This window comes from Bacillus sp. B.PNR1, from assembly GCF_030386235.1.
Lineage (GTDB): Bacteria > Bacillota > Bacilli > Bacillales > Bacillaceae > Bacillus > Bacillus stercoris.
The window spans coordinates 137,692-150,402 of the sequence record NZ_JANYMN010000001.1 but is presented as its reverse complement, the minus strand read 5'-3'; the positions used below and the strand labels follow the sequence as shown (position 1 = coordinate 150,402).

Genomic DNA, 12,711 nt, shown 5'->3' with positions numbered 1-12,711 from the left:
GTTCACTCTCTTTCTTTACGCCTTTTTATTGGCTTTGAGCTGTTCTTCACGTTTTCTTAATTCCACTCGTCTGATTTTTGCAGAAGCCGTTTTCGGCAGGCTTTCCACAAATTCAATTTCTCTTGGGTATTTGTATGGAGCGGTAATCGTCTTCACATGATTTTGCAGTATTTTGACAAGCTCTTCACTTCGTTTTTCATGATTTTGCAGGACAACGTATGCCTTAACGATGGAGCCTCTGATTTCATCAGGGCTTGCGACAACAGCACACTCTTTTACTTCAGGGTGCTTAACAAGCGCGTCTTCCACCTCGAATGGCCCGATCGTGTAGCCGGAGCTGATAATGATATCGTCATTTCGGCTTTCAAACCAGAAGTAACCTTCCTCATCTTTTCTCGCTCTGTCTCCCGTTAGGAAATAATCGCCGCGAATTTGTGTTTTCATTCTTTCCGGATCTTTAAAATATTCTTTAAAGAGCGCAGGCGTGCTGAGGTGAACAGCGATATCACCAACCTCACCAGGTTTGCAGACTTCACCGTCTTCATTAATGATTTCCACCTGATTTCCCGGTGTTGGTTTTCCCATGCTTCCCGGTTTAATAGCCGTATCTTTCAAAACACCGACTAAAAGCGTACTTTCTGTTTGGCCGTATCCGTCCCGTACCTTAATGCCAAAGTGCTTTTGGAAAACATCAATGACTTCACGGTTGAGCGGCTCGCCTGCGGAAACAGCGCTGTGAAGGGCAGAAAGATCAAAGCGGTCCAAGCCTTCGACCTTCGCCATTAAGCGGTATTCTGTCGGCGTACAGCAGAAAACATTGATTTTGTAGCGGTTTAAAAGCTCTAAATATTTTTCTGCTTTGAATCTGCCATGGTACACAAAACCTGTTGCTCCGCTGCCTAACACCGCTAAAAATGGACTCCACACCCACTTTTGCCAGCCAGGGGCAGCAGTCGCCCAGACGATATCCTTTTCAGAAATATCAAGCCAAGCGCCGGCAGAAGTTTTTAAATGAGCAAATGCCCATCCGTGTGTATGTACAACACCTTTCGGCTGACCTGTTGTCCCGGAAGTATAAGATAAGAAAGCCATATCATCTCTTGTTGTGTCAGCTGTTTTAAATTGGCTTCCGTCCGCTTCAATTGATAAGAGATTTTTCCAGCCGGCATCATTCTCACCAATAGACAGTGTAATCAGTTTGTCAGCCGTACTGACATCACGGAAAGCGCCGATAAATTCGGAATAGACAATGGCGCCTTTTACCTCTGCATGTTCAATTCGGTATTCAAGATCCTTCGCACGAAGCATTTCAGAGCACGGAATGACAACCATTCCAGATTTCAGGATAGCCAAATAAACTGCATAGGCTTCTAGCACCCGCGGAACCATTACAATCAGCTTGTCTCCCTTTTTAAATCCAAGATCAGCTAAGACCGCTCCGATTTTATTTGTTTCTTCCATCAGCTTTTCATAAGACCATGATTCTTGCTTGCCCGACTCGTCCTCCCATAGAAGAGCGGTTTTTTGTCCAGCGGCACTGAACTTTTCCATTTCATTCACTAAATTATATTGCATAGGGGCAATTAAATCTTCACGTTTTAACACGAACAACTCCTCACTTTCTCCACCCATTATACATAAATACAGGCTCTTTCCGTAAGGATATGCCTAAAAACAACCTCTGTAAACATAGATTTTATAGGCCGCTGGTCCTTTTTTATATGTAAAAAATGAAAAGGAGTGGGGATTCCCCCACTCCAAAGCCATTATGTGAAATTGTAAATTAGAATTGTCCTCCGCCCATGTTTTGTTGAGCAAAAGATACAAGACGTTTTGTGATCTCTCCTCCAACAGAACCGTTAGCGCGAGAAGTTGTGTCTGCTCCAAGGTTTACACCGAATTCAGAAGCGATTTCTAATTTCATTTGGTCGATCGCTTGAGCAGCTCCTGGTACTAAAAGGTTGTTGCTGTTACCTGAGTTATTGTTAGCCATGTGTCTCACCTCCTTGTGAGTATAGAATGTGTTAAAACACATGGCTTCATTCACAAAAACTTTGGTAATTGTATACAGGAACTAGAAATGGCTTTAAAAGAGTTCAGCGAATTTATCGTTAGCCTCTTGTTCGCTATACAGGGTCATTGTCTCAATGTTATCAACCGCTTCTTGAATATACGGCTCGAAATCAACAAAGCTTTCAAAGTGTTCAATTTTCTCTTTTTTAGGGCGTGTTTTCGGGCTTGGCGGCGTAAAGATCGTGCAGCAATCTTCAAACGGCTGAATGCTTGTCTCATAAGTGCCGATTTCCCGTGATTTTTCGATGATTTCTGTTTTATCCATGGCGATTAACGGGCGCAAAATCGGTGTTGACGTCACCGCATTAATCGCATACATGCTTTCAAGCGTTTGGCTCGCTACCTGACCGAGGCTTTCTCCCGTAATGATGGCAAGCCCGTTTCTCTTTTCTCTGATTCTGTCGGCGATCTGGAGCATAAGGCGGCGGGTTGCCGTCATCGTGTAATTTTCAGGAATTTGTTTTTGGATGAGCTCTTGCGTTTTTGTAAATGGAACGATATGAAGCGTCATGCTTCCCCCAAAACGGGACAGGCATTTTGCCAGATCCATTACCTTTTGCTTTGCGCGCTCACTCGTGTATGGCGGGCTGAAGAAATGAACAGCTTCTACCGACAGCCCCCGTTTCATTGCATAAAAACCGGCCACAGGACTGTCAAAACCGCCGGAAAGCATGAGCATCGCTTTTCCTGCTGAACCAACCGGCAGCCCGCCTGCACCTTTTTCATCACGAATTGTCAAAAATGTTGCTTCTTCCCTGATTTCGATTCTGAGCGGGATGTCTGGGTTGCGGACATCGACCGTCAAGCCTTCTGTATTTCGCAAAATATGGCCGCCGATTTCAGCGTTCATCTGGTTTGTATCTAATTCAAATTGTTTATACGCTCTCTTTGTCGCAACTTTAAACGTATCACCTGGTTTATACTGATCCTTGATAGCCTGCAAAGCAGTTGCCTTAATATCATCAAGGCGGCTGTCACACTTAATCGCCAGGCTGAAGCTTTGAATCCCAAACACCTGCTTTAAATGAGGAAAAAGAGCCTCAGGGTCCTCACCATTTAATGTAATCGTCATGCGATCCCTATTGGAAAAGTATTTCAAATTCGGATAGTCTTTCAAAACGAGTCTCACGTTTTGTTTTAAGCGCTCAATAAAGCTTTTTCTGTTTTTGCCTTTGGTCGAAATTTCCCCAAAACGAATTAATATATGATCGTAATTCATGTTCTACCTCATCATTTCCCTTAATTTTTTGATGCCAGGACGAAGCGCGTTTATAAACGGTTCTGCCACATCGCTTGTCTGGCTGTAATTTAAACTGATTCTGATGCTGCTTCCGGCAATCTGCTCTCCTTTGCCCATCTCTAAAAGAACTTTACTGGGCTTATGTTCTTTTGCTGAGCAAGCAGACGTTGTGGAGACGAATATATCCTGTTCTTCAAGCATGTGTAAAAGCACTTCTGCTTTAATCCCCGGAACAGAGAAATTAATAATGTGCGGTGCGCTATTCATTTGAGGCGTGTTGATAACGACGCCCTCAATTTCACTCAGCCTTTTCATAAACAATTCCTTTGCGGCAGTCATCGTGTCAAGCCGTGCAGCAAAATCAGCAGCGGCAAGATTAATGGCCTTGACAAGCGAAACCGCACCCGCAGTATGTTCCGTTCCGGCCCGTATGCCTTTTTGCTGAGAGCCTCCCGTTATGAGCGGAATAAGGCGTGTTCCTTCTTTTACAATAAGTGCGCCTGTCCCCTTTAGACCGTGAAATTTATGCCCTGATATTGAACATAGATCAATACCGGCCTTTTCAATTGCCAAGGGCACTTTATAGATGCCCTGCACATAATCAACGTGAAACAAAATGTTCGAGTGCTCTTTCAGCACTTCTCCTGCCTCTTCAATCGGCTGCACGGAACCAACTTCATTGTTCACATGCATCATGCTGACTAGGACGGTATCGGGACGGATGGCTTTTTTTAGTTCTTCAATAGAAACAAATCCGTCTTCGTTTACAGAAAGATAAGTAACATCAAACCCGAACAACTCTTTCAGCTGTTCTAACGATTCCGTAACGGATGGATGTTCAATAGAAGTGGTAATGATATGTTTGCCTGTTTTTATTTTTGACAAAGCGGCTCCTTTTAAAGCCGCATTATTGGCTTCTGTGGCGCCTGACGTAAAGACAATATCATATTTTTTTAGGCCTAAGGACCTTTTGATTTGATTTTTGGCTGCCTGAAGCAGCTGTTCCGTTTCGGCTCCATATCGGTGCAAAGATGAAGGATTGCCAAAATATCGGCTGCTTGTCTGTTCATACACGTTCAAGACTTCATCATAAGGCTTCGTTGTTGAACTATTGTCTAAATATAACATCATTTTACTCCTTTAATATGAAAGCGATACAAAACTAATTTTATATGTTACCATAACAAATTACTGCTGAAAAAGTAAATAAAATTACTATTGACTTCTTCATGCATTCACCTATAATTAGATTTGTTACTTTCGTCATATTATCTGACAATTAATTGACAGAATATTCTACCATAGTAAAATTAGGAGGACTTATACATTATGAAATCATCACTATCAGCCAAGGAAACGATCGCGATTGGGCTTATGCTCTTTGCACTGTTCTTTGGTGCAGGAAATATGATATTTCCGCCGGAACTTGGACAAGCAGCCGGGGAAAATGTTTGGAAAGCGATGGCTGGCTTTCTCGTGACGGGTGTCGGTTTGCCGCTTTTAGGTGTTGTAGCTGTCGCTTTAACAGGGACGGATGCCAAAGGCCTTGCTGATAAAGCACATCCGGTCTTCGGAACAATTTTTACTGTCGTTCTTTATTTAACAATCGGACCGCTGTTCGCGATTCCGCGGACAGGCACAGTCTCTTATGAGATTGCCGCTGTACCGTTTGTAAGCGGGATACCTTCTTGGGTCGCGCTGCTTGTTTTCACATTTATTTTTTTCGCTATTACGTACTATCTGGCTTTAAATCCTACAAAGCTTGTTGACCGTATTGGAAAAGTTTTAACACCTATTTTGCTTGCTGTTATTGCTATATTAGTCATCAAAAGCATCGTAACGCCGATGGGGGACATTCGGTCACCGCTTGAAGCGTATGCTTCCGGATCATTGTTTAAAGGATTTTTAGAAGGCTATAAAACAATGGATGCACTTGCTTCTATTGTGTTCGGAATTGTCGTTGTCAATGCTGTTAAGGACAGAGGCATCACCAGCCGTAAATCAGTTGCTTCTGTATGTATTAAAGCGGGACTTGTTGCAGCAGCGGGACTCGGTCTGGTTTACGTTTCACTCGCCTATTTAGGAGCAACAAGCACAGATTCTGTAGGACTCCTCGGTTCAGGAAGCAAAATTTTATCTGAATCTTCACAGCACCTGTTCGGATCATTAGGAAATATCATTTTAGGCGTCGCTATCCTATTCGCGTGCTTGACTACAAGCATTGGCCTTGTCTCTTCATGCGGAAATTATTTCTCAAAGCTGATTCCTTCTTTATCTTATAAAGCCGTTGTAACGATTGTCACTGTGTTCAGCTTTATTATTTCTAACTTTGGGCTGTCAAATATCATTTTGTTCTCAGTTCCTATTTTATCAGCTATTTATCCGTTAGCAATTGTTATCATTCTGCTTTCATTTATTGAAAAATCATTTAAAGGCAGACGTGAAGTATATATTCTTTGTTTGATCGCAACTGGTATTTTTAGCATTATCGATGGCCTGAATGCCGCAAGCATTCCTCTCGGTTCTTTAAATAAAGTTCTCAGTCAATCGCTGCCGCTTTACAGCTTAGGATTTGGTTGGGTCCTCCCTGCAATCATTGGAGGCGTTGCCGGTTATCTGATTTCTCTTGTTACAGGTTCGAATAAAAAACCAGTTAATATCAACTAGCGAAAACCAAAAAGCCTTATTGGATCCACATCCAATAAGGCTTTTTTATATTCTGAATACATATAAAAGGCCGAGCATGTATGCGCCGGCCTTTTATATACTCTTTATTGGTATTGATGCTCTTTTGTCTTTTGCGATTCTATTTTTCGGACAGCACCCGGTGCGGCTTTTTCAACTGCGGCTGCTGCTATTTCATACGCTTCACTGTAATCATATTCATAAAAACGTCTTTCCGCTTCTTTCAGCTGTTCAGATAAAATATGATTCTGGCTTCTGAACCGGTTTCCGAACTGAATGATTTTTTCAATGAGGATGACCTGCTCGACAAGTTCTTCTGATTCCCGGCTTGCCCTGTTGACGATATCTTCTGCTTGCTTCAAATGGGCTCCGGCTTCTTCCATATTTAATGGAAGTTCGTTTAGTTGATTGACTGTCTCTTGAATGTGATGATGCGCGTTCTCCAGCATCTCTTGAATATGGCCCGGAATGCCTGGAATGTTGCTAGTCTTCAGCAGTCTTGCTGTCTCAGAAATTGTTTTTTTCAAATTGCTGAGCGTCTCCCTCGCCTGAAGCTCTTCTTTTCTGAGCGCTTGCAGATTTTCACGATACTCGGCATGCTCTTTTTTCACTTCTTCAAGCTGCTTCTCTATTGAAGTAACTTCATCTACTAAAAGTGAGTAGGCGACATGCTCTGCATCGAGCTTATCTTTAACAGATGATAGCAGCTTGCCAATTTCATCAAGGCGCTTTTCAAAAGCCTGCTGTTTGCCGAGCTCGCCGGCTGTCAGCCTGTAGCTTTCCTTCACCAGCTCAGTTTCCGCCCTCGTATGCTCTTTCTCTTCTTTAAGCTTGTCATAAGCAATAATCAATTCAGGCATTTTGCTTAGTACAGATTGACCGGCTTCAACTTCGCCCTCCAGCTGCTGATAAACAGATTGAATATTTTCATCAATAAGCTGCAGAATTGCGGACGCTTCATCAATATCCAGCTCAGTCATCAGGACATGCTCCGCCCGTTTTAACTGATTTGACAGATTTTCTAATTCCTTATCAAGCTGGATATGTTCAAGCTTGTACCCTTTTTCTTTCATCTCGGCATAGCCGTCCTTAAGCTTTGCAATCTGGCCTGGCACCGTCTGCTTACAATCAGCTAACAGCTTCGGCACGTCATCTATGTATGACTGAAGCCGATCAAGATTGCGGTCCTGCTCAAGCAATACTTTTCGTGCAGTAATATAGTTTCCGCCTTCTGTTTCTTCTTCAAATTGTTTGATGCCGCTCCAAATTTCGTCCAGATCCTTTTCAAGACTGTCATAAAGGTCCCCGTAAAGGTGGCTGTATGCCAGCAGGTTTTTTCGAGATTTCGAATAGCGCTCTCTCACCTGTTCAATCTCTTCACGGCTCTTTTCCTCACTTGTGACAAGGTCGCTGATTTCCCGAAGAATCTTTTCAATGCTTGATTCCGCCGCTGTCAGCAAGTCGTCGATATGAACGAGCACTTGATTGGCCTTTTTAAACCGGTATTTGTCTGCATTTTCCTCGGCATCATAAAGGAGCTCTTCAACTTTCGGCATGTGGGCTGTGACAATCTCATCCCATTCTTCACGCCACTTCTCAAAGAACTCTTCTGTCTGACCCGTCATTTTTAAATGTTTAATTTTGGACATTTCTTCCACGATCGACCGATTCAGAATTTCAATCTTCCACGATTCCAGCCGGTCGATTTCGGCGTAGATTTTTTTCCTGAAAAAGTAGCCTGCCGCAAACAGCGCAAGCAGTACAATTAATAATCCAATGACAAACTCCATAATGAGCCCCCTTGCTGTTTACCTTAATCTGTCAGGGTGTTTTATTTATTCAGAAAGATTTCAGGATATGTATTGAGAAAAACTGTCGTTTTCATTGTTATTATGATACCATGTAACAAACATTTTTTGACCAGAAATCAAAAACTTTTTGTGCAAAATCGGCAGGATTTGACTATTTTTTCATGGGGTGACATCAATGCAAAAGCGAGACGGACATATTCACACACCATTTTGCCCTCACGGCTCCAATGACACACTCAGACAATATGCAGAAGAAGCCTTAAAAAAAGGGTTCGAATCGATTACTTTTACCGAACACGCCCCATTGCCGCCCTCTTTCACCGATCCCACCCCGCTGAAGGACAGCGCGATGGCGCAAGCTTCTTTGGAACGCTATATTCATGAAATTTCCGGATTAAAAAAAGAGTATGGCGGACAGCTTTCTATCCGGACGGGGCTTGAAGTCGATTATATTGCTGGATTTGAAGATGAAATTACATTATTCCTGGATACATACGGGCCATATTTAGATGACAGCATCTTATCCGTTCATTTTTTGCGCACAGGCTCTTCCTATCTGTGCCTTGATTATGACGAGCATACCTTTAAAGAGCTGATTTCAGCCTGCGGAAGCATTGAAGCTGTATATGAACAATATTACCGGAGTATCTATTCTTCCATTGTAGCATCTCTCGGCGTCTATAAGCCAAAAAGAGTCGGTCACATCACACTCGTCCAAAAATTCATCAAGCTGTTTCCGTATAGCATGTCAGAGCATATTCGCGGTCTCGTTTCTGAGTGTCTGGATGCCATTGAAAAAAACGGAATGGAGCTCGACTTCAATACTTCCGGCTTAAGAAAAATGTACGCTGGCTGTATTTATATCGAGGATTGGATGCTGAATGAAGCGAAGCAAAAGAAGATCCCGCTTGTGTTTGGGTCTGATGCCCATCAAGCGGGAGATGTCGGATATGCGTATGAGGCGTTTTTGGAACGATGCTAATTGGTGAGCGCCACGTCTCCTGTCCGGAAGACGCTTTTGATCCAAATCTTGATCTCTTCAAAATACATTTTATAAAAATATGGCTCGTGCGGCTGCATGTAGAGCACTTCTGAAATATATTGAGGCTGGAGATAGGGCATCATCAAGAGAGATTTTAATTGAAGAATAAAATGAGGCAGCGGCAGTGTTAAATGTTCACACCGTTTTTCTCCTTCCTCAATGATCAGCTGGAAGATATACTTTTCCTTCATTAAATATGTCGACATAATTTCCCTGATTAACGTGGAGTCAATTGTGACTTCCCGGTAGACAAAACGAGTTAATTGACGATGATTATGCTGATAGGATAAAATATCGAAAACCAATTGGAGAAGCTGTTCCTGCGTGCTTTGAGAACAGATATTGCTTGCCGCTGTTTCAAGCGTTTTGCTGTAGCCTTCATAAAACTCTGAAACTAAGTGTTCCATCAAGCCTCCTTTGCCTTTAAAATAGTAGGAGATGTGCGCAACATTTACATCAGCTGACTTTGCGATTTCACGGACAGACGTGCCAGAAAATCCTTTTTGGTTAAAAAGCATGACAGCAGATTCAATAATTTTGTCTTTGGTGCTTACTTTCATACGGCTCACTCCTTCCTCTTGATATTATTCAAGCAGGAAGCCGCTGTTCCTGTAAGAACTTATCGACAAATGCCGGCAGAAAAGCCGGAACTTTGTTTTATATTATAGAAAAAGTGAGGGTTTTCCATGTTCCATGTCGAAAAACAATCTGGAGATAAAGAAAAAGACTATCAGCTTCTGCTAAAACAGCTCGAAGCCATGACCGAAGACGAAACAGATCCAATAGCTAACTATGCAAATGCCTCAGCACTGCTGTATCATTCGCTGCCTGAGGTCAACTGGGCTGGTTTCTATTTTGCCAAAGAAGAGGATGGACAGCTTGTGTTAGGTCCATTCCAAGGCCTTCCGGCATGTGTTCGGATTCCTTTCGGCAGAGGGGTTTGCGGCACAGCGTACGCAAACGGAAAAGTGGAGCGTGTGGAGGATGTAAACGCGTTTCCGGGACATATCGCCTGCGATGCAGCGTCGCAATCAGAAATTGTGCTTCCGATTCGTGTAGACGGAAAAATGGTCGGCGTCTTGGATATCGACAGCCCAGTGAAAAACCGTTTCGACGAAATTGATGAAAAATACTTAACTCAATTTGCCGAAAAGCTAGAAAAAGCATTAGCGCAGTAATACAAAAGCCCAAAACTGATATCGTTTTGGGCTTTTTTCATTTTATTGAGTCATGAATCATCAAGCGGTTTTTCCCGCTCCGTTTCGCGCTATAGAGCGCTTCATCAGCTTCATGCACAAGCTCTTTCAGCGACTTTCTTGTTTCTGTCGTCCAGCAGGAGATACCGCAGGAAATGGTTACCTTGGGTTTCGTATTTTTTCTGACCGCATAAACCAGCCGCTCGGTAATCCGTTTCCCCACCGCAACCGGCACATTGGGCAAATAAACCGCAAGCTCCTCGCCTCCCCAGCGGGCACCGACATCATGCTTTCGGATGTTGCTTTTAATCACTGAAGCAACTTGAATTAAAATCTCGTCCCCAGTCTGATGGCCGTACGTATCATTTACATTCTTGAAATTATCAATATCAACTAGAATAAAAACACCCTTTTGGTGGATTTTCATGCTGTATTGAATTTTTTCATCTAAATACGCCCGTGAATACAGTTCAGTCAGCTGATCTGTTTTTACGAGATGCTCCAAACGGTCGCGAAGCATTGAATTGGTTACAGCCAGTGTCGCGTGATGAATCAGCGCCTGAAACAGCTTGTACATTTCAAATGTAAAAGCATACAGCTCCTGTTTCAATAAAACCGCAAAGCCTAAAAGACGGTCGTTTTGAATCATCGGAGCAGCCATCAGCGAGCCGTACCCCGCCTGCCCAAAAACAGACTGGCCATTCCCGATGAAAACCCCTTTTTCACCTTCATACAGCTTTTCTTTCAGCTCATTATAAAAGTCTGATGGCTTCGCTTCTTTAAAAAATGCTGTGCTTCCTGGGAGCAATGCTAGATTTTCAAAATGGTCGATATGAAAAAATCCCACTTCTTCTGCCTGAAACGATTCTGCCATTCTCACAGCCAGATCATTCATTGTATCAGTCAGTGTCAGCCGCTGATTCAAGCGGCGTGATGTTTCATTGATCAATTCCAAATTTGCGATGCTTGCTTTTGATTGTTCGTAGAGCTGGGCATTTTCAAACGCTTTTCCCGCCGCGTTTGCTAACAGCGACATTTCATCAAGGCAGGAATCAGTAAGAAAGCTGTCACCCGTTCCCTCAGCTTTCAAAACCCCATATGTGCCCTGCTGTCCTTTGATCGGAATATAGGCGGCCGATTCATTTTTCCGCAAAATATCCCCGGACAAATACACTTTGAGCGCAAAGGAATCGGATTTTTCCCCTTCCATATACAGCTCTTTTGCAGGAACCCCTAAACATTGGTCTTGATCGTGCGATATAAATAAAGAAAACTCAAAAAGAGAAAATGTGCTTGTCAAGCTTTCTAAAAGCTGCTTCAGCACATCTGTCTGATCAAGCAGTGAATGGAACAGCTCTGTCATTTTGTATATTTTTTTTTGGTAGATCGTTTTGTTATAGAGTCTTTCTTGTTTCATCGACTGGTTTAAAAATGAAGCAACTACATCCGGAAGCCCTTCAGGAATCTCTTCATCCTGCCTGCAAGCAAGATGGAAACGCCTGCCTGAGCCGTCCTCTATCAGATAACATGAAGCGTTTATTTTTGAAACGGAAAAACGGGCTTCACCATCTACCAGTTTTGTCACAAAGTCTGATGATGACGGTGTAAGCGAAACACAAAGGGTTGAAAAATAGGTTTGAATAGCCGAAGTCAGCCATATGAAAGAGTCGGTGAATGTGACTTTTTCCGATTTGGTTAATAAAAAATCGAGCATATGATAATGAAAGGCGGATAATTGATCTTTAGTTTGTTCTACCATGTTTTTATCACCTAAAAGTTTACCACTAATTTTTGTTTATTATATCATAAACGGTGAAGCAATAATGGAGGAATGGTTGACTTCAAAACAAATAAATTATATAATGACCTTTGTGTGAAATATTGCAGCCTTTTTGTTCAGCTTCTATGTTTTCATTTTGTTCCTTATCCATAAGGTGTATCGTGTAACTCTCTGCTGCTGGAGCGAGGATACATGAAAACAAAATGTGCATGGTCGAATAGAGCAGACGGTTTTTATTTTCCACAAAAATAAAACCAAAGGAGGAGTCACATTATGGCTCGCTATACAGGTCCATCTTGGAAACTGTCCCGCCGTCTAGGAATCTCTCTTAGCGGTACAGGAAAAGAATTAGAAAAACGCCCTTACGCTCCAGGTCCACACGGCCCAGGACAACGTAAAAAATTATCAGAATACGGTTTGCAATTGCAAGAAAAGCAAAAGCTTCGTCACATGTACGGTGTAAACGAACGCCAATTCCGCACTTTGTTTGACAAAGCTGGCAAACTAGCTGGTAAACACGGTGAAAACTTCATGGTTCTTTTAGATTCTCGTCTTGATAACGTTGTGTACAAGCTAGGTTTAGCACGTACTCGCCGTCAAGCTCGCCAATTGGTTAACCACGGTCACATTCTTGTAGACGGAAGCCGCGTTGACATCCCGTCTTACCAAGTAAAGCCTGGTCAAACAATCGGTGTTCGCGAAAAATCAAGAAACCTTTCTATCATCAAAGAATCTGTTGAAGTGAACAACTTCGTTCCTGAATACCTTACTTTCGACGCTGAAAAGCTTGAAGGTACTTTCACTCGTCTTCCTGAGCGTTCTGAACTTGCTCCGGAAATTAACGAAGCGCTTATCGTTGAGTTCTACTCTCGTTAATCGTTTTA

The 12,711-nt window shown here is 42.7% G+C and carries 11 protein-coding genes; 4 read left to right on the top strand and 7 right to left on the bottom strand.

All coding sequences use genetic code 11. The features are described 5' to 3' along the window. Positions 1-15 precede the first annotated feature (15 nt). The 4 genes from mbcS to NZD81_RS00805 all read right to left on the bottom strand — a co-directional run bounded on the left by mbcS (position 16) and on the right by NZD81_RS00805 (position 4,441). Entirely contained in the window at positions 16-1,605 is a 1,590-nt protein-coding gene (gene mbcS / locus NZD81_RS00820) for an acyl-CoA synthetase MbcS (protein ID WP_069840123.1), read from the bottom strand. Positions 1,606-1,783: 178 nt separating this feature from the next. Then, positions 1,784-1,993 carry an alpha type acid-soluble spore protein SspA gene (gene sspA / locus NZD81_RS00815; RefSeq protein WP_003223491.1) on the bottom strand — a complete coding sequence of 70 codons (210 nt, stop codon included), beginning with the start codon at positions 1,991-1,993 and terminating at the stop codon, positions 1,784-1,786. A 93-nt stretch (positions 1,994-2,086) separates the two neighbouring features. After that, a complete protein-coding gene (gene thiI, locus NZD81_RS00810; RefSeq protein WP_014664989.1) occupies positions 2,087-3,292 on the bottom strand; it encodes a tRNA uracil 4-sulfurtransferase ThiI in 1,206 nt (401 codons plus the stop codon). Positions 3,293-3,295: 3 nt separating this feature from the next. Further along, positions 3,296-4,441, bottom strand: coding sequence for a cysteine desulfurase family protein (locus NZD81_RS00805; RefSeq protein WP_289859136.1), 1,146 nt, complete (start codon positions 4,439-4,441; stop codon positions 3,296-3,298). Between the two features lie 201 nt (positions 4,442-4,642). Between NZD81_RS00805 and brnQ the strand changes: the two genes are divergently transcribed. Further along, positions 4,643-5,980, top strand: coding sequence for a branched-chain amino acid transport system II carrier protein (gene brnQ, locus NZD81_RS00800; protein ID WP_014664991.1), 1,338 nt, complete (start codon positions 4,643-4,645; stop codon positions 5,978-5,980). A 104-nt stretch (positions 5,981-6,084) separates the two neighbouring features. Here brnQ and ezrA read toward each other — a convergent pair whose 3' ends face one another. Further along, entirely contained in the window at positions 6,085-7,788 is a 1,704-nt protein-coding gene (ezrA, locus tag NZD81_RS00795; protein WP_069150076.1) for a septation ring formation regulator EzrA, read from the bottom strand. A gap of 196 nt (positions 7,789-7,984) precedes the next feature. Here ezrA and hisJ point away from each other — a divergent pair, with 196 nt between their 5' ends. Then, a complete protein-coding gene (gene hisJ / locus NZD81_RS00790; RefSeq protein ID WP_289859135.1) occupies positions 7,985-8,791 on the top strand; it encodes a histidinol-phosphatase HisJ in 807 nt (268 codons plus the stop codon). Here the strand turns inward: hisJ and refZ are convergent. Further along, complete coding sequence (gene refZ / locus NZD81_RS00785; RefSeq protein WP_289859134.1) at positions 8,788-9,411, bottom strand: transcriptional regulator RefZ; 624 nt, start codon at positions 9,409-9,411, stop codon at positions 8,788-8,790. The two genes, hisJ and refZ, sit on opposite strands and share 4 nt — an antisense overlap. Positions 9,412-9,537: 126 nt before the next feature. On the opposite strand from refZ, the gene NZD81_RS00780 reads away from it, so the two are divergent. After that, positions 9,538-10,029, top strand: a complete 492-nt coding sequence (locus NZD81_RS00780) for a GAF domain-containing protein (RefSeq protein WP_014664995.1) — start codon at positions 9,538-9,540, stop codon at positions 10,027-10,029. A gap of 37 nt (positions 10,030-10,066) precedes the next feature. On the opposite strand, the gene NZD81_RS00775 is transcribed toward NZD81_RS00780, so the two are convergent. Next, positions 10,067-11,806, bottom strand: coding sequence for a diguanylate cyclase domain-containing protein (locus NZD81_RS00775; RefSeq protein WP_282373109.1), 1,740 nt, complete (start codon positions 11,804-11,806; stop codon positions 10,067-10,069). Positions 11,807-12,100: 294 nt separating this feature from the next. Between NZD81_RS00775 and rpsD the strand changes: the two genes are divergently transcribed. After that, on the top strand, positions 12,101-12,703 hold the full coding sequence (gene rpsD / locus NZD81_RS00770) for a 30S ribosomal protein S4 (RefSeq protein ID WP_014664997.1): 603 nt from the start codon (positions 12,101-12,103) through the stop codon (positions 12,701-12,703). Positions 12,704-12,711 lie beyond the last annotated feature (8 nt).